Annotated in this window: 13 protein-coding genes and 1 pseudogene; 10 read left to right on the forward strand and 4 right to left on the reverse strand. The window is 67.5% G+C overall.

Features of this window, described 5'->3' with window-relative positions:
- The 4 genes and pseudogenes from KY496_RS25020 (at window position 1) to KY496_RS25035 (ending at window position 4,088) form a co-directional block, all read left to right on the forward strand.
- A pseudogene (locus KY496_RS25020) lies at window positions 1–2,710 on the forward strand (DUF4118 domain-containing protein).
- Window positions 2,703–3,395: a two-component system response regulator KdpE gene (gene kdpE, locus KY496_RS25025; RefSeq protein WP_184234913.1), complete on the forward strand. Its 693-nt coding sequence runs from the start codon at window positions 2,703–2,705 to the stop codon at window positions 3,393–3,395. Before KY496_RS25020 ends, kdpE begins: the two are co-directional and overlap by 8 nt.
- A 123-nt stretch (window positions 3,396–3,518) precedes the next feature.
- Window positions 3,519–3,797, forward strand: coding sequence for a type II toxin-antitoxin system RelE/ParE family toxin (locus KY496_RS25030; protein ID WP_184234910.1), 279 nt, complete (start codon window positions 3,519–3,521; stop codon window positions 3,795–3,797).
- Window positions 3,798–3,815: 18 nt separating this feature from the next.
- Entirely contained in the window at window positions 3,816–4,088 is a 273-nt protein-coding gene (locus KY496_RS25035; RefSeq protein WP_005668709.1) for a HigA family addiction module antitoxin, read from the forward strand.
- A 29-nt stretch (window positions 4,089–4,117) separates the two neighbouring features.
- On the opposite strand, the gene KY496_RS25040 is transcribed toward KY496_RS25035, so the two are convergent.
- Window positions 4,118–4,537 (reverse strand): putative quinol monooxygenase, encoded by a 420-nt coding sequence (locus KY496_RS25040; RefSeq protein WP_219862928.1) that lies wholly within the window; start codon window positions 4,535–4,537, stop codon window positions 4,118–4,120.
- Between the two features lie 95 nt (window positions 4,538–4,632).
- Between KY496_RS25040 and KY496_RS25045 the strand changes: the two genes are divergently transcribed.
- The gene (locus tag KY496_RS25045) at window positions 4,633–6,267 is read left to right on the forward strand and encodes a M28 family peptidase (RefSeq protein WP_005668711.1); all 1,635 of its coding nucleotides are present in this window, start codon (window positions 4,633–4,635) and stop codon (window positions 6,265–6,267) included.
- Window position 6,268: 1 nt separating this feature from the next.
- Here the strand turns inward: KY496_RS25045 and KY496_RS25050 are convergent, their stop codons facing one another.
- Window positions 6,269–8,830: an ATP-binding protein gene (locus KY496_RS25050; protein WP_229520362.1), complete on the reverse strand. Its 2,562-nt coding sequence runs from the start codon at window positions 8,828–8,830 to the stop codon at window positions 6,269–6,271.
- A gap of 123 nt (window positions 8,831–8,953) precedes the next feature.
- Window positions 8,954–9,484 carry a GNAT family N-acetyltransferase gene (locus KY496_RS25055; protein WP_219862930.1) on the reverse strand — a complete coding sequence of 177 codons (531 nt, stop codon included), beginning with the start codon at window positions 9,482–9,484 and terminating at the stop codon, window positions 8,954–8,956.
- 237 nt (window positions 9,485–9,721) lie between these two features.
- Between KY496_RS25055 and KY496_RS25060 the strand changes: the two genes are divergently transcribed.
- From KY496_RS25060 to KY496_RS25075, 4 genes are all read left to right on the forward strand, one after another.
- Entirely contained in the window at window positions 9,722–10,192 is a 471-nt protein-coding gene (locus KY496_RS25060; protein ID WP_005668716.1) for a chemotaxis protein CheW, read from the forward strand.
- A gap of 13 nt (window positions 10,193–10,205) precedes the next feature.
- A complete protein-coding gene (locus KY496_RS25065; RefSeq protein ID WP_219862932.1) occupies window positions 10,206–11,897 on the forward strand; it encodes a methyl-accepting chemotaxis protein in 1,692 nt (563 codons plus the stop codon).
- Between the two features lie 194 nt (window positions 11,898–12,091).
- Window positions 12,092–13,750 (forward strand): methyl-accepting chemotaxis protein, encoded by a 1,659-nt coding sequence (locus KY496_RS25070; protein ID WP_229520363.1) that lies wholly within the window; start codon window positions 12,092–12,094, stop codon window positions 13,748–13,750.
- Between the two features lie 225 nt (window positions 13,751–13,975).
- Window positions 13,976–15,616 carry a methyl-accepting chemotaxis protein gene (locus KY496_RS25075; protein WP_184234900.1) on the forward strand — a complete coding sequence of 547 codons (1,641 nt, stop codon included), beginning with the start codon at window positions 13,976–13,978 and terminating at the stop codon, window positions 15,614–15,616.
- A 128-nt stretch (window positions 15,617–15,744) separates the two neighbouring features.
- Here the strand turns inward: KY496_RS25075 and KY496_RS25080 are convergent, their stop codons facing one another.
- Window positions 15,745–16,779 (reverse strand): porin, encoded by a 1,035-nt coding sequence (locus KY496_RS25080; RefSeq protein ID WP_005668723.1) that lies wholly within the window; start codon window positions 16,777–16,779, stop codon window positions 15,745–15,747.
- Window positions 16,780–17,393: 614 nt separating this feature from the next.
- On the opposite strand from KY496_RS25080, the gene KY496_RS25085 reads away from it, so the two are divergent.
- Window positions 17,394–20,051 (forward strand): TonB-dependent receptor, encoded by a 2,658-nt coding sequence (locus KY496_RS25085; protein WP_219862934.1) that lies wholly within the window; start codon window positions 17,394–17,396, stop codon window positions 20,049–20,051.
- Window positions 20,052–20,056: the final 5 nt, after the last annotated feature.

Genomic DNA, 20,056 nt, shown 5'->3' on the forward strand with positions numbered 1-20,056 from the left:
ATGCCGCACGACCAACAGCGACCCGACCCCGACGCCTTGCTCGCCCAGATGCGCGAGGACGAGCGGCGCGCCGCGCGCGGCCGTCTGCGCATCTATTTCGGCGCCTCGGCCGGCGTCGGCAAGACCTACGCCATGCTGCAGGAAGCGCGCAAGCTGCGGGCGGAAGGCAAGGCCCCGCTGGTCGGCGTGATCGAGACCCACGGCCGGGTGGAGACGGCGCGCCTGCTCGACGGCCTCGAAGTGCTGCCGCGCAGGCGCGTCGACCATCGCGGCCGGCAGCTCGACGAGTTCGACCTCGACGCCGCGCTCGAACGCGCGCCCGGCATCATCCTGGTCGACGAGCTGGCGCACTCCAACGCGCGCGGCTCGCGTCATCCCAAGCGCTGGCAGGACGTCGAGGAACTGCTCGACGCCGGCATCGACGTGCTCACCACCGTCAACGTGCAGCACCTGGAGAGCCTGAACGACGTGGTCGGCGGCATCGCCGGCATCCGCGTGGCCGAGACGGTGCCGGACCGGGTGTTCGACGCGGCCGACGAGGTGATCATGGTCGACCTGCCCGGCCGACGCGCTGCTGGCGCGCCTGAAGGAGGGCAAGGTCTACCAGCCGCAACAGGCCGAGCGCGCGGCCGGCAATTTTTTCAGGAAGGGCAACCTGATCGCGCTGCGCGAGCTGGCGCTGCGCCGCACCGCCGACCGGGTCGAGGGCGATGTGCGCGCCTGGCGCGAACAGCAGTCGATCGACGCGATCTGGAAGACCGGCGCCGGGCTGCTGGTGTGCGTCGGGCCGGGCGGGCTGGCCGAACACGTGGTCAGGAGCGGCGCGCGCATGGCGTCCCAGCTCGGCACCGGCTGGCATGCGGTGTACGTCGAGACGCCGCGCCTGGCGCGGCTGCCGGACGCCGCGCGCCAGCGCATCATGGACACGCTGGCGCTGGCCGGGGACCTGGGCGCCACCACCGCGATGCTGTCGGGCGACGACGTCGCCGTCCAGACCGTCGAGTATGCGCGCGACCACAACCTGTCGCGCATCGCCCTCGGGCGCAGCGGCTCGCGCCGGCCCTGGCGCCGCCGCACCGCGCGCCGCCTGGCGCGCCAGGCCCCGGGCGTCGACCTGATCGAGATCGGCCAGCCGGCGGTGGCGCCGCCGGCGGCGACCGCCGCGCGGCCGGCGCCGCCGCGGCGCCAGCCGCTGTCCTCGCACGCCTGGGCGGCCGGGGCCAGCCTGCTGGCGGCGGCGCTGGCCGCGCCGCTGAGCGGCCGCTTCGACCTGGTCAACATCGCCATGATGTTCTTGCTGGTGGTGCTGCTGGTGGCGGTGCGCTTCGGCCGGGCGCCGTCGGTCACCGCCACCTGCGTCGGCGTGGCCTGCTTCGATTTCATCTACGTGCCGCCGCGCTTCACCTTCGCGGTGTCCGACTTCCAGTACGTGGTCACTTTCGGCGTGATGCTGGCCGTGGGGCTGATCACCGGACACCTGACGGCGGGGCTGCGCTTCCAGGCGCGCGCCGCCGGCGAGCGCGAGCGGCGGGTGCGCGCGCTGTACGAGTTCGCGCGCGAACTGTCCGGCGTGCTGGCGGCCTCGCAGGTGTTCGAATCGAGCCGCGCGGTGATCCAGAACGCCTTCGGCGCCCGCGCCACCCTGCTGGTGCCGGACGCCGAAGGGCGGCTCGGCATGCCGCCGGCGGACGATGGCGGCTTGGGCCCGCCGCTGCCGCCCGACGTCGATCCGGGCGTGGCGCAGTGGGCCTTCGACCATGCCCAGCCGGCGGGCCTGGGCACCGACACCTTGCCGGCCAGTCCCCTGTTCTACCTGCCGCTGGTGGCGCCGATGCGCACCCGCGGCGTGCTGGCGATCGCGCCGGAAGGCGGGCGCTGGGTGCTGGCGCCCGAGCAGCGGCGCCAGCTCGACGCGCTGGCGGCGCTGGCCGCGATCGCGCTCGAGCGCGTGCACTATGTCGAGGTGGCCCAGGCGGCCCTGGTGGACATGGCGTCCGAGCGCCTGCGCAATTCGCTGCTGGCGGCCCTGTCGCACGACCTGCGCACGCCGCTCACGGCCCTGGTCGGGCTGTCCGAATCGCTGCTGCGGGGCGAGGCGCTGCCGGAGACGCCACGCGCGCTGGCGCAGTCGCTGCACGACGAAGCGGTGCGCATGGGCGCCCTGGTCGCCAACCTGCTCGACATGGCGCGCATCGAGAGCGGCGAAGTGCGCTTCAACCTGGAATGGCAGGCGCTCGAAGAAGTGGTCGGCAGCGCGCTGCGCGCCTGCGGCGCCGCCTTGCGCGATCACACGGTCGCGGTGCGGCTGCCCCCCGATCTGCCGTTGGTGAGATTCGATGCGGTGCTGATCGAGCGGGTGCTGTGCAACCTGGTCGAGAATGCCGCAAAATATACGCTTGGCGGCTCGCGCATCGAGATCGCGGCCAGCCGGCGCGGCGCCTGGATCGACGTCACGGTGGTCGACGACGGTCCCGGCCTGCGTCCGGGCAGCGAAGAAGCGATCTTCGAGAAGTTCACGCGCGGCGAACGCGAGTCGGCCTTGCCCGGCGTGGGATTGGGCCTGGCGATCTGCCGTGCGATCGTGGAGGCGCACGGCGGCGCGATCCGGGCCTGCGCGTCGCCCCTGGGCGGCGCCGGCTTCGTGTTCTCGCTGCCGGCCGGCACGCCGCCCGCGCTTGACGCGCCTTCGATGGAAAGAGACGATGACTGACGCCCCCTGCGCCTTGCTGGTCGAGGACGAACCCCACATCCGCCGCTTCGTGCGCGCCGCCCTGGAGCAGGAAGGCTGGCAGGTGCACGAGTCGGCGAGCATGGGGCGGGGGCTGATCGACGCCGGCACGCGCCGGCCCGACCTGGTGGTGCTGGATCTCGGCCTGCCCGACGGCGACGGCATCGAGTTTATCCAGGACGTGCGCAAATGGTCGACGGTGCCGATCATCGTGCTGTCGGCGCGCGTGGCCGAGGGCGAAAAGATCCGCGCGCTCGACGCCGGCGCCGACGACTATCTGACCAAGCCGTTCGGCACCGGCGAACTGCTGGCGCGCGTGCGCGCCACCTTGCGCCGCCAGCGCCAGGGCGGCGCCAGTGGCGACGGCGCGATCCATTTCGGCGACGTGACGGTCGACCCGCAGGCGCGCGCGGTCACCCGCAACGGCGAGCACGTGCACCTGACGCCAACCGAGTACCGCCTGCTGTCGGTGCTGGCCGCCAACGCCGGCCGGGTGATGACCAATCCCCAGCTGCTGCGCGCGGTGTGGGGGCCGGGCCATGTCGAGAGCGGCCACTACCTGCGCATCTATATGGGCCACCTGCGCCACAAGCTCGAAGCCGATCCGGCCCAGCCGCGTCATCTGCTGACCGAGACCGGCGTGGGCTACCGACTTTGGCTCGGCTAGCGGCACCGGTTTTTCGATCTTCCTTGCCCTTCCATCAACGTCGAGTCGTGCGGTGATGTTGAGAACGGGTGAATCCGCGATAGCGTGTTGTATCTAGTGGCGATACACGATACAATAAATCGCATGATAAAGGATTTCAGGCACAAAGGGCTGCAACGTTTCTTTGAAACGGGGAGTAAGGCCGGTATCCAGGCAGCGCATGCCATCAAGCTGCAATTGCAGCTTGCGGCTTTGCACAATGCGACCAAGCCCGAGGATATGGGGGCGCCAGCGTGGGCATTGCACCCGCTACAAGGGAGCCTGAAAGGCCATTGGGCAATCAAGGTCAACGGTAACTGGCGAATGACCTTCAAGTTCGAAGGTACGGACGCGATTGTGGTTGACTACCAGGACTATCATTAAGGATCAGGGAGGATAAAAATGCGTATGTTTAATCCGCCGCATCCCGGCGAGGTGATCAAGGAGTACCTCGGTGATGTCACCGTGACCGAGGCGGCAGCCAAGATGGGTGTGAGTCGTGTCACGCTCCAGCGCGTCGTGAGCGGTTCGGCTGGAGTTTCACCGGACATGGCCTTTCGGCTTGGCGCAGCGTTCGGAACGAGCGCGGAAATGTGGTATGGCATGCAGGCGCAATATGACCTCGACGTTGCCAGCAAGGTTGAGCGTCCACATATCGAGCGCATTGCAGCCTGAAAGATTCCTGTTGCCCCTGGTAAGTATGTCTACTTCTTCAACAGGCCGTGGCCGCCGACCGGTTCGGTTTCGAAGCGCTCGCCGAAGCCGGCGATCAGCGGCCGGCCTTTCGCGATCGCAGCCTGCACCGAGGGCAGTGACAGCGAAGCCTTGTGGCTGGCCTGGTCTGTCCAGGTCTCGGTGATCCAGATGGCGTCGGCATCCTGCGCGTCCTTCGCGATCACGTAGGCCAGGCAGCCGGGCATGCCGGCGGTGCCATCCAGCAGGATGGCGATGAGTGCGTCGCGCTGGCCTGGCTGGGCGCGCACTTTTCCGATCAAGCCGTACATCCGGGGTTTCTCCATGGTGGTCGTGGTGGTCGTGGTGGTCGTGGTGGCAGGTGAGGCGTGTGCGCCGGCCAGGGGCATGGCGGAGAGAAAGCCGATGGCGGTGCGTCGTGATATGGGCATGCTTGCTTCCTTCTGGCGTCATTCCTGGGTTACCGGCAGTATAAGGCCCTGTTGGTTTAAGATGGTCTTTTTCACCACACTGTCACGGAACATCGATGCGACTTCATCCCCTTGCCCTGGCCGCCAGCGCCGTCGTCCTCACCCTGTCACAGGCAGCGCACGCCCAGCAGCCGTCCGCCATCTCGGAAACCGCGCTGCGCGCGCATCTGTCCTTCCTGGCCGATGACCTGCTCGAAGGCCGCGGCACCGGCCAGCGTGGCGGCGACCTGACGGTGCGCTACCTCGAGACCCAGGCCGCCCTGATCGGCTTGCAGCCGATCCCCGGCGGCGGCTATCGCCAGAAGGTCGAGATCGAGGGCAGCAAGCTGGTCGAGGGCAGCGCCACCTTCACGGCTGGCGGCAAGACCATCAAGCCGGAACTCGGCAAGGATATCGTGATGGGCACCAAGAGCGGCAAGCAGAACGTGGCCTTCGATGCGCCGCTGGTCTTCGTCGGCTACGGCGCCGCCGCGCCCGAGGAAAACTGGGACGACTACAAGGGCCTGGACGCCAAGGGCAAGATCCTGGTCATGATGGTCGACGATCCGCAGCCCACTGCCGAGGAACCGAACCGCTTCGCCGGCAAGGCCTACACCTGGTACGGCCGCTGGGTCTATAAATTCGAGGAAGCCGCGCGCCGCGGCGCCGCCGGCGTGCTCCTGATCCACACCACGCGCTCCGCCTCGTACCCGTGGAGCGTGCCGGCCAACGGCTTCGGCAACGAGCGCTTCGGCCTCAAGGGCAACGGCAATCCGATGGAAGGCTGGCTGCACGAAGACACCGCGCGCGAACTGTTCGCCGCCGGCGGCCATGACCTGGACCAGTTGCGCGCCCAGGCCGAGCGGCGCGATTTCCGTCCGGTCGACCTGAAGGTGGCCGCCAAGGTCGCGCTGCGCTCGACCATCCGCCCGGTCGAACAGTTCAACGTGGTCGGCATCGTGCCCGGCAGCGACCCGAAGCTGAAGGAGCAGGCCGTGGTCTATTCCTCGCACTGGGATCACATGGGCATGGCGGAAGCGAAACCGGGTGACGATCCGAAGGCCGACCGCATCTACAACGGCGCGATCGACAACGCCTCGGGCACCGCCGCGCTGCTGGCGATGGCGGCCGAAGCCGTCAAGAAGCCGGCCAAGCGCACCCAGATCTTCCTGTGGCCGGCGGCCGAAGAGCAGGGGCTGCTGGGCGCCGCCGCCTACGTCGCCAAGCCGGTGTGGCCGCTGGCGCAGACCGCCGCCGACCTGAACCTGGACAGCCTGAACTTCGTGGGCCGCACCAGGGACATCGGCGTGGCCGGCGCCGAGCGCAGCTCGCTGTACGAGACCTCGCAGCAGGTGGCGAAATCGATGGGCCTGAAGATCGCGCCGGCCGTTCCCGACCTGTCGGGCGCCTACTTCCGCGCCGACCACTTCGCCTTCGCCAAGGCGGGCGTCCCGGCCTTCAACGTCGGCTCGGCCGTGTTCTCGGGCGACGGCCACTTCGAGTTCGAGCACCACCAGCACGAATCGAGCGCCAACATCAAGGGCTTCAAGGACCACTACCACCAGGTCAGCGACGAGTATCAATCGGAATGGGATCTGTCGGGCATGGTGCAGCAGGCCCAGTTCACGCTCAACCTCGGCTACGCGGTCGCCAACGCGCCGACCATGCCGACCTGGAAGAAGGGCGAAGCCTTCGGCAGCGTGAAGCGCTGATCTAGGCTGCCGCCAGGATCCGTTCCAGCTCGCCCATGTCGACCGGTTTCACCAGGTGATGGTCGAAACCGGCGCGGCGGCTGGCCTCGCGGTCCTGGGCCTGGCCGTAACCGGTGACCGCCACCAGCAGCGCACCAGAGGTGGCAGGGTGCGCGCGCAGGCGGCGCGCCAGTTCGTGTCCGTCCATGCCGGGCAGGCCGATGTCGAGCAGGCAGGCGTCGGGCGCGAACGCCCCGGCGCGCGCCAGCGCCGCGAACGGGTCGTGCTCGACCGCGACTTCGTGGCCGGCGGCGCCGACATACATCGCCAGCACCTGGGCCGCGTCGACGTTGTCGTCCACCACCATCACCCTCAGGGCGCGCGCGGAGGGCGCCTGCGCCACGCCGTGCCCGGCGCCGGGCGCGCCCGTGCTGCGCTCGGCGCAGCGCGGCAGGGTCACCGTGAAGGTGCTGCCCTGGCCCTGCCCGGGGCTCTCCACCGCCACGCTGCCGCCGTGCAGCTGGACCAGGCTGCGCACCAGCGCCAGTCCGATGCCCAGGCCGCCCTGGGTGCGGTCCGGCGTGCGCTCGCCCTGCACGAACATCTCGAAGGCGCGCTCCAGCTCGTGCGGCAGCATGCCGATGCCGTTGTCGGCCACCACAATGCGCAGCGTCTTTTCCTCGAGTTCGAGCGCGACCGTGATATGGCCGCCCGAGGCGGTGAACTTGACCGCGTTGTGCAGCAGGTTGCCGACCACCTGCACCAGCCGCTTGCGGTCGCCCATCACCCAGGCCGGCGCCGGCAGCAGCGCGGTCTCCAGGCGGTGCCGCTTCTGGCGCAGCGGTTCGCCCACCTGTTCCAGCGCCTCGAGCACCACCTCGTTGACGTCGATGCGGGCCTTCGACAGCGCCACCAGGCCGCGCGTCACGCGCGAGACGTCCAGCAGGTCGTCGACCAGGCCGGCCATGTGGCGCGCCTGGCGCGCGATGATGCCGCTGATCTGGCGCGTGCGGCCCGGATCCAGGCCGTCCTGGCCCAGCAACTGGGCGCCCGAGGCGATCGGGGCCAGGGGATTCCTCAGTTCGTGCGCCAGCATGGCCAGGAACTCGTTCTTGCGGCGGTCGGCTTCGCGCAAGCCTTCCTCGGCGTTGACGCGGTCGGTGACGTCCTGGATGGTGCCGCGCACCGCCGTCACCCGGCCCTCGGCATCGTGCACGGCTTCGCAGTGCAGGTCGATCCAGATGCGGTGGCCCTCGCCGTGCAGCACCTGCAGCTGCAGGCGGCCGCTGCCGCCGTCGCGTTCGAGCTCGCGCAGCAGGGCGTCGACGCGTTCCCATGATTCCTCGGGCAGCAGGGTGCCGCGCTGCTGCGTGAACGGCGGCAGCGCGCGCCCGTAGATGTATGGCACCGATTCCGAGGTCTCGACCACGCCGGTCGCCAGCGTCAGGTGCCAGGTGCCGAAGCGCGCCATGCGGTGCGCGTCGCGCAGCTCGGCTTCCTTGACCGCCAGCGCCTGGGCGCGTTCGCCCAGCAGGCGCGAAGCGGCGCTGATCGCTTCGGCCACCTCGGCGGTCTCCTTGACGTAGGCCTGGGTGAAGCGCGGTGGGTCCTCGCCCTTGCCCAGCGCCACCGCCGGCGCCGTCAGGCCCTGGACCGAGCTGGCCAGCCGGCCGCCGATCTGCCATGCCAGCCACAGGCCGATCCCGAACAGCAGGGTGATGCCGATCAGGAGCGCCGCCAGCGGCTCGAACATGGCCTGGTTCAGGTTCGCGCGCGGCACGCCGATCGCCACGTGCCAGCCGGTGATGGGCGAGCGCGAGTAGAAGGTCAGCAGCGTCGTGCCCTCCTGCGAGACCGAGGGCACGATGCCTTCGCGCGCGCGCAGGATGGCGCGGTACAGGGGATCGGTGACGCGCTTGCCGACGAACAGCTCGGGGCTGAGGTTGCGCGCGAAGATGGTGCCGGCGGCGTCGACCACCGAGGCGCGCGCGCCGTCCGACACCGCCTTGGGCGACAGCATGTCGTCGAAGTAGTCGGGCCGCACGCCGATGCTCAGCACATAGGCGATGCGGCCGTCGACCCGCACCGGGACGTTGATGCTGACGGTGGGACGCTTGAGCACGGCGCTGGTGAACACCTCGGAGATCGAGGGTTTGCCGGTGGCGAACACGCTCTCGAGCTGCACCGTGTGTTCGAGCGGGAGCGTGGCGCCATACGGACGGCTGGTATTGAAGATCTGCTGTCCGCTGCGGTCGCGCAGGACGGCGCTCATGCCGGAGTCGGCCAGCTGCAGGGCTTCGCGCGCCTGGCGGTGCGCGCGCGCGAAGTCGGCGCTTTGCAGCGCGTCGAAGGTCGACAGCGTCTGGGCGATCGCCTGCGCCTGCAGCAGCTTGCTGTCGACCGTGTGCACCAGCGCGCGCACGGTCTGCATGGTGTTGCGTTCGTACTGGGCGCGGCTCTTGCGGTATTGATCGATGAACAATAGCGAGGCGCCGACCATGCCCGGCAGCAAGGTCGCCAGGACGAGCCAGAGCAGGTAGGCCCGCAGCGGCCTGCGGGTCATGGTGGAGGAGGCGCCAGTCACATTGCTTTCCAGAACATTTGAACCGGCGATTCTACGCGCAATCGTGCCGCCGCACACTGGGCGCGCGGTAGCGTGTGGCAGACGCCACGATGGCGCGACATCGCGGCGCGCGGCTGCCGCGGCTCAGGCGCGGCTGCGGGTGAACAGCGTCTTGTAGTAGATCGCCGTCGCGTGCCAGCGGCCGTTCGGGGTGCAGGCGTACTCGGGCAGTTCGCCGACCTTGTGGTAGCCGGCCTTGCGGTACAGCTGCTCGGCCTCGGAGCCGGCCGCCGTGTCGAGGTACAGCAGGCCGCGGCGCAGCGCCAGCGCCTCGATCTCGAGCGCCTGCATCAGGGCGGTGCCGATGCCCCGGCGGCGCTCCGTGCAATGCACCAGCACCTTCTGCACCTCGGCGCGGTTGTCGCCGTTCGGTTTCAGGCACAGGTCGAGCTGGGCGCTGCCGACCAGGTTGCCGTCGCGCTCGGCCGCCAGCAGCACGCGCCGGCCGACGCCGACCTCGTCCGCCACGCCCTGCCAATAGGCGTCGAGTCCGTCCTGGTCGAGGCCGTTGAGAAAGCCGAGCGAATGGCCATCGGCGACGGCATCGAGCAGCAGCGTGGCCAGTTGCGGCTTGCGTTCGGCGATGGCGCGCGGGTCGAGTCGGCGGATGATCATGGGGGCTCCCGGGTGCTGGATAAGTGATGTTATTTCTCTAGCACAATTCGTGCCAATGCAATTTCATCGTAGGTAATAAGCGGTTCAAACCCGTTGCAATGGCGCCATACTTACGGCCGAAACGGGGAAAAATTTACAGATCTTAACAATTGACCATCGACACCACGAATTGCTGCTTGTACTGTATTTCCTCTTGGAAATTCAAACAATCCGGTCAGTCCGATACAAGGGGGTACGATGGAAACAGGCAACGAGAACGAAGTGCTGTCTTTCCGGCTAGGGAAGGAAGAGTACGCAATTAGTATCCTCAAGGTACAGGAAATTCGGGGTTACGAAGCGCCTACCCGCCTGGCCAGCGCTCCCGACTACCTGAAGGGCATCATCAATCTGCGCGGCGCCATTGTTCCGATCGTCGACATGCGCCTGAAGTTCGGCATCGGCGAGGCGGTGTATGACGCTTTTACCGTGGTGATCATCCTGAACATCGAGCATCACGTGATCGGCATGGTGGTCGACAGCGTTTCGGACGTGGTGACCCTGACCCCGGAGCAGGTGCGGCCCGCTCCCGAGATGCAGGCCACGCTGGACGGCAACTGCCTGCTCGGCCTGGGCACCGTGGACGAGCGGATGCTGATCCTGCTCGATATCGACAAACTGATGCAGTCCGACGAGCTTGGACTGGTGGCGGCGCTGCCGCGCGCGGCTTGAGGACAGCACCAACATGAAACTGGCAAACCTGAACATCGGCAAGCGCCTGGCGCTGGGCTATGGCGTGATCTGCGCCATGCTGGTGGTGATGATCGTGATGAGCAATGCGATGCTGGGCCGGATCAATGCCGGCACCGACGAGATCGTCCACGGCCGCATGCCGCGCATCGCGCTGACCAACCAGATGCAGGCCGAGATCAACGACATCGCGATCGCGCTGCGCAATATGCTGCTGAGCACCGATGCGGCCGACCACGAGCGCCAGGTGCGCGACATCATGGCGTCGCGCGCGGCGATGGACGACATCCTGGCCAAGCTGAAGGACGCGCTGCACAACCCGCAGGCGCTGGCGCTGCTCGACCAGATGCGCAACGAGACCGCCCAATACAAGACGGGGCAGGACGCCATCATCCGGCACGTCGCCGCCGGCGACGTGGAGGCGGCGCGCACGCTGCTGAGCGAAGAGCTGCGTCCGCTGCTGGTGCGGCTGAAGGGGGCGACCAGGGAGCAGACCGCCCTGCAGAACGAGATCGCCGACGCCGCGGCGCGCGATGCGCAAGCCACCTACCGCAACACCAGCGCGCTGATGTGGGGCCTCGGCGCCGCGGCGCTGGTCCTGGCGGCGCTGGTGGCCTGGTGGATCACCCGCTCGATCACGCGCCCGCTCGGCCGCGCGCTGGAAGTGGCCAATACCGTGGCCGCGGGGGACCTGACCAGCCGCATCGAGGTCACCACGCGCGACGAGACCGGCCAGCTGCTGCAGGCCCTCAAGACCATGAACGAGAGCCTGGCGCGCACCGTCGGCACCGTGCGCGTGGGCACCGACACCATCGCGGTGGCCGCCGGCCAGGTGGCGGTGGGCAGCCAGGACCTGTCGAGCCGCACCGAGCAGCAGGCATCGGCGCTGGAAGAAGCGGCGTCCTCGATGGAAGAGCTGACCTCGACCGTGCGCCAGAACGCCGACAATGCGCGCCAGGCCAATGTGCTGGCCGACGCCGCATCGAACGTGGCGGCCCGTGGCGGCGCCGTGATCGAACAGGTAGTGGGCACCATGGACGCCATCAATGCTTCCTCGGCCAGGATCAACGACATCATCGGCGTCATCGACGGCATCGCCTTCCAGACCAATATCCTGGCGCTGAACGCGGCGGTCGAAGCGGCGCGTGCGGGCGAGCAGGGCCGCGGCTTCGCCGTGGTGGCGAGCGAGGTGCGCAACCTGGCCCAGCGTTCGGCGGCGGCGGCCAAGGAGATCAAGGGGCTCATCGGCGACTCGAGCGGCAAGGTGGCCGACGGCAGCCGCCTGGTGGCCGAAGCCGGCGCCACGATGGCGGAGATCGTCGACAGCGTGCGCCGCGTGACCGACATCATGGGCGAGATCAGTTCCGCCAGCCTGGAGCAAACCGAGGGCATCGAGCAGATCAACGGGGCGGTGGCGCAAATGGACGAGGGCACGCAGCAGAACGCGGCCCTGGTCGAGGAAGCGGCGGCCGCGGCGGCGGCGCTGCGCGAGCAGTCGACCCGGCTGGCACAGGTGGTGTCGGTGTTCCGGATCGATGGCGAGCAGATGCTGGCGGCGTCGACCGCCGCGGTGGACGCATCGCCGGCTCCGGTCCGTCCAGCGCTGACCGTACGGAAGCCAGCCCCGAGGCCGGTCTCCACGCGAGGAAAAGCGACGGCGGACGCGGGAGCGTGGGAAGAATTCTGACGTCGTCACCGGCCCACGAGGAGGCAGGCCGCGGCCTGCCTTGTTTTCGCCTGGCGGTGGCGATCCACACGTCACCCACTCTTTTTTGAACTGGAAAATATTTATTCAACTTTAGAAGGACTGAACACCTACATGAAACTGCAGAACCTCCATATCGGAAGCGCCTGGGCCTTGGATTCGGCGCCGTCGGCCTGATGCTGGTCGTCATGCTCGGCCTGAGCAACGTCATGCTCGCCCGCGTCAACGACGGCACCCGCATGCTCGTCACCAACCGCATTCCCACGATCGACGCGACCGCGCGTCTCGAGTCCGAAAACAACAATATCGCGATCGCCCTGCGCAACATGATGCTCAACGCCGATGCGGCCGACCGCCAGAAGCAGGTCGACCAGATCATGGCCTCGCGCAAGATCATGGACGAGATGCTGGCCGCGCTGCGCACGACCATCACCACGCCGCAAGGACGCGAGATCCTGGAACGGATGGCGGCGGCGAACACCGGCTACCTGGCGGGCCAGGATGGGCTGCTCAAGCTGATCGCCGCCGGCGACGACGAGGGGGCGCGGGACTACCTGGTGCGCGAACTGCGTCCGCGCCTGGCGCAACTCAAGGGCGCCACCGCCGAGCAGACCAAGCTGCAGAAGGAGCTCAGCGTGCGCGCCGGGAATGAGGCCGAGGCGACCTATCGCAGCACGACCTGGCTGATGTCGATCGTGGGCGCGCTGGCGCTGGCGCTGGCCGCCGTGGTCGCGTGGTGGATCACGCGCTCGATCACGCGTCCCCTGGTGCGCGCGCTGGATGTGGCCAATACCGTGGCCGCGGGCGACCTGACCAGCCGTATCGACGTCACCAGCCGTGACGAGACCGGCCAATTGCTGCAGGCTCTCAAGAGCATGAACGAAAGCCTGGCGCGCACCGTGGGCACCGTGCGCGTGGGCACCGACACTATCGCTGTCGCTGCGGGCCAGGTGGCGGCGGGCAGCCGGGACCTTTCCAGCCGCACCGAACAGCAGGCGTCGGCGTTGGAAGAGACGGCATCGTCGATGGAAGAGCTGACCTCGACCGTCAAGCAGAACGCCGACAATGCGCGCCAGGCCAACAAGCTGGCCGAGTCGGCGTCGAACGTCGCCGCGCGCGGCGGTGAAGTCATTCACCAGGTCGTCAATACGATGGACGCGATCAATGCATCGTCCAGCAAGATCAACGACATCATCGGCGTCATCGACGGCATCGCCTTCCAGACCAATATCCTGGCGCTGAACGCGGCGGTGGAAGCGGCGCGCGCGGGCGAGCAGGGCAGGGGCTTCGCCGTGGTGGCGACCGAGGTGCGCAACCTGGCCCAGCGCTCGGCGGCGGCGGCCAAGGAAATCAAGGGGCTCATCGGCGACTCGAGCGGCAAGGTCGCCGACGGCAGCCGCTTGGTGGCCGAGGCGGGCGCGACGATGCAGGAGATCGTCGAGAGCGTGCGCCGCGTCACCGACATCATGGCCGAGATCAGCGCGGCCAGCCAGGAACAGACGGCCGGCATCGAACAGATCAACGGCGCGGTGGCGCAGATGGACGAAGGCACGCAGCAGAACGCCGCCCTGGTGGAAGAAGCCGCTGCGGCGTCGGCCTCGATGCAGGAGCAGGCGGCGCGGCTGGCGCAGGCGGTGGCGGTGTTCCGGATCGATGGCGAGCAGGCGCGGGCGGCGGCGGACATGGCGACCGGCGTGGCGGCGGCCCCGCAGCGTGTCCTGGTGACGGCGCAGACGAAGCCGGCGCCACGGGTGGCGCCGGCACGGACGGCCGTGCAGCCGGCAACTGCCAAGGCCAGGACGCCCGCTACTGCGGGAGAGTGGGAAGAGTTCTGATTCCAGGACATCCGACAAAAGACGGCAAGCCCAGGCTTGCCGTTTTTTTTGTAATTCTTGACATTAAACATTGTCAGAAACTTTGCATATCGTCCAAAAAACCTGGCTATCAGCCCAATATCCCTGTTTTGTTAGCGTGCACACATCGTCATAGTACGAACTGGAACTTACTCCAATTTCCGATTGGCAATATCTATTACTAGACTGGAAACGAGGAGTACGACCATGAAGTTAGCAAACCTGAGTATCGGCAAGCGCCTGGCGCTGGGGTTCGGCGCCGTCAGCTTGATGCTGGTGCTGATCAGCGCCCTGAGCAACGCCTCGATCCTGCGCCTGAATAACGGCACCAGGGAGATCGTCGAGCAACGCATCCCGGCCATCGAGATGAGCAACCGGGTCGAGGCCCAGATCAGCATCATCGCCATCGCCGTGCGCAATATGATGCTCAACGATGATCCGGCCGACCGCCAGCGGCAGGTCCAGGCGATCGAGGACGCGCGCAAGGTGATGACCACGACCCTGGTCGAGATCGAGCCGACCCTGATGGCGCACGCCGAATCGATCGGCATCCTGCGCCGCATGGAAACGGCCAGCGCCAGCTACCTGGCCGGCGCCGACCAGCTGGTCAAGCTGATCCAGGCGGGCGAGGACGCGCAGGCCAGGGCTTATCTTCTCAATGAGCTGCGTCCGCGCCTGGGCATCCTGAAGGAAGCCACCGGCGCCGAGCTGGCGCTGCAAAAGCAGTTCAGCGCGGCGGCGGCGCAGGACGCGGCCACGACCTACGGCAGCACCATCCGCCAGACCTGGGGCCTGGGCCTGTTCGCGCTGGCGCTGGCCGCGGGCATCGCCTTGTGGATCACGCGCTCGATCACGCGACCGGTGGCGCGCGCGCTGGAAGTGGCCAACACCGTGGCCGCGGGCGACCTCACCAGCCGCATCGAGGTCACCACCCGCGACGAAACGGGCCAGCTGCTGCAGGCCCTGAAGACCATGAACGACAGCCTGGCGCGCACCGTCGGCGCCGTGCGCGCCGGCACCGACACCATCGCGGTCGCGGCCGAGCAGGTCGCCGCCGGCAGCCTCGATCTGTCGAGCCGCACCGAGCAGCAGGCCGGCGCGCTGGAAGAAACCGCGTCGTCGATGGAAGAGCTGACCTCGACCGTGCGCCAGAACGCCGACAATGCGCGCCAGGCCAACAAGCTGGCCGAATCGGCGTCCGGCGTGGCCGCGCGCGGCGGCGAAGTCATCCACCAGGTGGTCGGCACGATGGACGAGATCCAGGCGTCTTCCAGCAAGATCGGCGACATCATCGGCGTCATCGACGGCATCGCTTTCCAGACCAATATCCTGGCGCTGAACGCGGCGGTGGAAGCGGCGAGGGCCGGCGAGCAGGGGCGCGGCTTCGCGGTGGTGGCGACCGAGGTGCGCAACCTGGCCCAGCGCTCGGCGGCGGCAGCCAGGGAAATCAAGGAGCTCATCGGCGACTCGAGCGACAAGGTGGCCAACGGCAGCCGGCTGGTGGCCCAGGCCGGCGCCACGATGGAGGAGATCGTCGACAGCGTGCGCCGGGTGACCGACATCATGGCCGAGATCAGCGCGGCCAGCCTGGAGCAGACCGCCGGCATCGAGCAGATCAACGGGGCGGTGGCGCAGATGGACGAAGGCACGCAGCAGAACGCGGCCCTGGTCGAGGAAACCGCCGCCGCATCGAATGCGATGCAGGAGCAGGCGGCGCGGCTGGCGCAGGCGGTGGCGGTGTTCCGGATCGCTGCCGGCCCGGCCGTGGAAGCGCCACGGCCCGTCGTCCGGGCGCCGGCGTCCAGGCGCCCTGCGGTTGCCGGTCCTGCGGCGGCGCCGGCGTTCTGAAGAAATCGAACGACAAAGAAATCGACAGGCCAAACAAAAACGGCAAGCCGCAAGGCTTGCCGTTTTTGTTGGCGTATTTCTTTGCAACCCGCACCGGGTGACGGGCACCCGGCTTGAGGCAGAGTCGCTTAGAACGAGTGACGCACGCCGATGTTGTAGACCTGTGGGTCCGCGCCGAAGGCGGTTGCAGGCAGGGCGATCGCGTTGCCCGAGCCAGCCAGCGTGAACACGCCGGTGCCGTTGTTGCGCAGTTTGGCGTACGAAGCGTACACGTTGGTGCGCTTCGACAGGGTGTAGGTGTAGGCCAGGGTGATTGCCTTGCCTTCCGCATCGCCCAGTTCCTGCTCTTGCTGCTGGTAGTTCAGGTAGACGCGGCTGGCGCCGAAGCCGTACGACACGCCGGCGTTCATCTGCTCGTACTTGTTGTCGATGCCGTTGGCGAATTCAGGATCGGCCGCCAGGTAGCCGCCGCGCAGTTCGAAGTTGCCGAACTTGTAGCCCAGGCCGACGCCGTATTCCTTGCTGTCGCCGCTCGGCAGGTCTTCACGATTCTGGTAGCCGGCGCCGACGTAGAAGCCCGCGTTCGCGTATTCCAGCGCCACACCGGTGATGTCGCCGGTATCCTGCAGGTCGGTCTCGTTACGCTCGCCCGCGCCGTAGGCTGCGCGCAGGGTGAAGCCGTTCAGGGCATTGCTCTGGTAGTTGACCGAGTTGTCCAGGCGGCGGGTCAGGCGGTTGGTGCCGAACGATGCCAGGTTCGAGCCGTAGAAGCCCTGGCCCAGGGTGTCCGAAGCGCTGGCGACGGCGGCGATCGGACCGTATTCACGGCCGACGGTCACGGTGCCGAAGGCGCCTTGCAGGCCGACCACGGCGCGGCGGTCGAACATGCGCGAGTTGGTCGCGCCGGTGTCGGCGGCGATCGCGGCTTCGATGTTGAACAGGGCTTTCAGGCCATTGCCCAGGTCTTCGGTGCCACGGAAGCCGAGACGGCTTGCCGACTGGGTGCCCGACGACACGACGGTGCGGCTGCTTTCGCCTGGCGCATCGTTGTTCTCGACGCCGATCGAAGCGTCGATCAAGCCGTACATGGTGACGCTGGTTTGTGCTTGGGCGACCAGCGGCAGTGCCGACACGATGGCGATGGCAAGAATTTTGTGCTTCATGGATGTCTCTCCAGTGTTTGTTTGTGAAATAGCCTATCCATCATGACATGCCAAGTGGACATTTGTCATCGGGCACGGTCCAATCGGAACAGGGTCGAAACCCCTCATTGACAAGCGAAAATTGCCCTTGTTCGACACCGCTTTTCATAGGAGAACCCTGTATTGGCGGGCTTTCTGTGAGCCTAGCGCAGGCGCGCCGCGCACTTTCAAATAATTGCCAATAATCAACTTATTGCGTTGCAATAACGCCACATTTTCGCCCTTGACATCTGTTGCAGTGCGCAATAACGGTGCGGGCTCGATGCGCAGCGGTAAGCGGCAGCCTCCGCCAAAGCGTGCATATATAGCGGCTCTCGCTATTGCTCAAGATCAAATGGCAGTTCACATCGTTGTCATCGCACTATGCTTATGCGCTTTTTGCACCGCGGTAGTGCATCGCGATTTGCCGTTCCAGCGTCATCTTTCACGAGGAGCTTGACAGAAGCCTCGATACTTAAATCGGTATCGGAGCGCCAGAAAAATTGATTGGAACGTTCTCGATGGGCCGCCTACCATCATTGTCGAGTAGTACATAAATACAGCCGGATACCGGCATATAACGACAAAGGAGACATATGAAACGGTATGCACCGGGCTTCGTCACGCCCGTACTTTCCCCTGCCTCTCGGCCTGCTTCTCGTCCTGCTTCTCGTCCTTCTTCCCGCCGCTTCGCCCTGCGCGCCACCGTCGCCGCCCTGGCCGGCGCCGGCCTCGGCCTGACGTGCGCCACCGCGGGCGCCCAAGAAGCCGTCCCGCCCGACGCCGTGGTGACCGTCACCGGCACCCGCCAGGCTGCCCAGAGCGCCCAGGCCATCAAGCGCGACGCCGAGCAGTTGCTCGACTCCATCGTCGCCGACGACATCGGCAAGTTCCCCGACAAGAACGTGGCCGAGATCCTGGGCCGGGTGCCGGGCGTGCAGGTGATCCGCCAGAATGGCGAAGCCGGCAACGTCGTCATTCGTGGCCTGGGCGGCATCGTCACCCTGTACAACGGCCGCGAGATGTTCACCGCGGCCGGCCGCAGCTTGTTCCTGGCCGACGTGCCGGTGGCGATGCTGCAGCGGGTCGACGTCTATAAATCGCAGGGCGCCGACATGGTCGAAGGCGGCACCTCGGGCGTGATCGACGTGCGCACCAACCGTCCGTTCGACTTCAAGGGGGCCCAGGCCGCCTTCAACTTGCGCGGCGAACACCGCGACAAGGCCGACAAGGTCGACCCCAACGTCTCCGGCCTGCTGTCGAACCGCTGGAAGACCGGCATCGGCGAGATCGGGGTGCTGGGCGGCCTGTCCTACCAGCGCGGACGCTACCACGACGAAACTGCCTTCGTCGGCGAGCCGCGCACCCTCGACAGCGGCGTGATCGGCGCGCCGTCGATGGGGCGGGTGATGACCGGCGGCGACCGCGAACGCCTGGCCGGCAACCTGTCGGTCCAGTGGCGGCCGACGAGAGACCTCGAGGTCTATGCCGAGAGCTTCTCGACCAGGATCGAGCACGATTCGCAGAGCATCTTTTTTGTTGGCGACCTGCCGATCAACAACCCGGGAGCGACGGTCACCACCATGCCCGGCTCGAACTACCTGGGCTCGATCAGCCACCCGGACGTGAATACCTTCACCCTGAGCTCGACCCAGGCGCGGCGCGAGGTGTCCGAGACCCACCAGGCGGCGGTCGGCGCGATCTGGAAGGCGATGCCCGGCGTGCGCGTGAGCACCGAGCTGGTTCGCACGATCAGCAAGCACGGCATGAAGAACCCGATCCTGGACACCGTGATGGACCGCTCCAAGGCCATCCACGCCGAGGTGCGCGACGGCGGCGGCTACCTCGCGTACCCGGGCACCGATATGACGGACCCCGCCAACTGGACCATGTTCGCCCTGTTCGACAACCACAACCGCTCGCGCGGCGCCGCCAACGACTGGCGCGGCGACGTGGCCTGGACCCCGGAGCACGACGGCTTCTTCAGGGAACTCAGCGCCGGCCTGCGCTACGCCGAACGCGACGCCACTTTCGTCCACGAGCTCAACGGCCACTCGCCGGCCCCCAATCTGTGGTCGCCGAATGCCATCCGCGTCACCGACTTCCCGGGCCTGAACTGCACCAGCCCCGAGACCGGCGGCAACTACGGCATGAACCAGTTCTACGCGCCCTGCATGGATTACCTGCTGGACCACACCGGCGACATCCGCCAGGCGATCCGCGGCGACCGCGATCCGCGGCCGGACAATCCGCAATCGTTCTACGCCGACCGCGAACAGACCAGCGCCGTCTACCTGAAGGCCAATTTCGGCTTCGACGCCTGGTCGCTGCCGATCGACGGCAGCGCCGGCCTGCGCTATGTGAAGACGAAGCAGCGCATCAGTGGCTTCTCGGCGCGCGAGGGCGTGGTGTCGCCGACCACGGTCTCGTCCACCACCAGCGACGTGCTCCCGAGCCTGTCGCTGCGGGCGCACTTTCGCCAGGACCTGATCGGCCGCCTGTCGGCCAGCAAGGCGATCGAGCGCGCGCCATTTGCCGACTATAACCCGGGCCTGGCGCTGTTCCCGTCGACCACGACCACCCTGGCCACCGGCACCGCCGGCAACCCGAACCTCAAGCCGCAAGAGGCGCGCAACGTCGACGTGGCCCTGGAATGGTATTTCGCGCCGGCCGGCTCGATCACCGGCACGCTGTTCCAGCACGACTACGACAACTACCTGCGCCGCAGCGCGCGGCCCGAGGTGCACGATGGCGACACCTATAACGTCAGCCGCCCGTATAACGCGGTCGAGGGCAAGCTGAAGGGCGCCGAGCTGGCCTACCAGCAGTTCTACACCCAGCTCCCGGGCTGGCTGGGCGGTCTCGGCATGCAGGCCAACGTCACCTGGATGGATGGCGGCCTGGCCGAAGCGGACGGCACCATCAATACCTTCGCCGGCATGTCGAAGCTGTCGGCCAACGTGGTCGCCCTGTACGAGTACGGCAAGTGGTCGGCGCGCCTGGCCTACAGCTGGCGCGACAAGTTCACCGCCGAGTATAACTACCGCGCGCTGCCGTACAACATCGTCGTCGATCCGCTCAAGACCCTGGACGCTTCGGTGTCGTACAAGCTGACCGACAGCCTGACCCTGACCCTGGACGGCAGCAACCTGCTGGACCAGGCCTACCACGACTACCACAGCGTGCCGCAGCTGCCGCGCGACGTGCGCCGCTATGACCGGGTGGTGGGGCTGGCGCTCAGGTGGCGCAACTGAGGACG

The sequence above is a fragment of the Massilia sp. NP310 genome (genome assembly GCF_019443485.1).
In the GTDB taxonomy this organism is placed as follows: Bacteria; Pseudomonadota; Gammaproteobacteria; order Burkholderiales; family Burkholderiaceae_D; genus Telluria; species Telluria timonae.

What these genes read in the sequence shown, in the direction of transcription:
- kdpE (WP_184234913.1), top strand. Translation starts at nt 2,703, where the DNA reads ATGACTGACGCCCCCTGCGCCTTGCTGGTCGAGGACGAACCCCACATC.
- KY496_RS25030 (WP_184234910.1), top strand. Translation starts at nt 3,519, where the DNA reads ATGATAAAGGATTTCAGGCACAAAGGGCTGCAACGTTTCTTTGAAACG.
- KY496_RS25035 (WP_005668709.1), top strand. Translation starts at nt 3,816, where the DNA reads ATGCGTATGTTTAATCCGCCGCATCCCGGCGAGGTGATCAAGGAGTAC.
- KY496_RS25040 (WP_219862928.1), bottom strand. Translation starts at nt 4,537, where the DNA reads ATGCCCATATCACGACGCACCGCCATCGGCTTTCTCTCCGCCATGCCC.
- KY496_RS25045 (WP_005668711.1), top strand. Translation starts at nt 4,633, where the DNA reads ATGCGACTTCATCCCCTTGCCCTGGCCGCCAGCGCCGTCGTCCTCACC.
- KY496_RS25055 (WP_219862930.1), bottom strand. Translation starts at nt 9,484, where the DNA reads ATGATCATCCGCCGACTCGACCCGCGCGCCATCGCCGAACGCAAGCCG.
- KY496_RS25060 (WP_005668716.1), top strand. Translation starts at nt 9,722, where the DNA reads ATGGAAACAGGCAACGAGAACGAAGTGCTGTCTTTCCGGCTAGGGAAG.
- KY496_RS25065 (WP_219862932.1), top strand. Translation starts at nt 10,206, where the DNA reads ATGAAACTGGCAAACCTGAACATCGGCAAGCGCCTGGCGCTGGGCTAT.
- KY496_RS25070 (WP_229520363.1), top strand. Translation starts at nt 12,092, where the DNA reads ATGCTGGTCGTCATGCTCGGCCTGAGCAACGTCATGCTCGCCCGCGTC.
- KY496_RS25075 (WP_184234900.1), top strand. Translation starts at nt 13,976, where the DNA reads ATGAAGTTAGCAAACCTGAGTATCGGCAAGCGCCTGGCGCTGGGGTTC.
- KY496_RS25080 (WP_005668723.1), bottom strand. Translation starts at nt 16,779, where the DNA reads ATGAAGCACAAAATTCTTGCCATCGCCATCGTGTCGGCACTGCCGCTG.
- KY496_RS25085 (WP_219862934.1), top strand. Translation starts at nt 17,394, where the DNA reads ATGAAACGGTATGCACCGGGCTTCGTCACGCCCGTACTTTCCCCTGCC.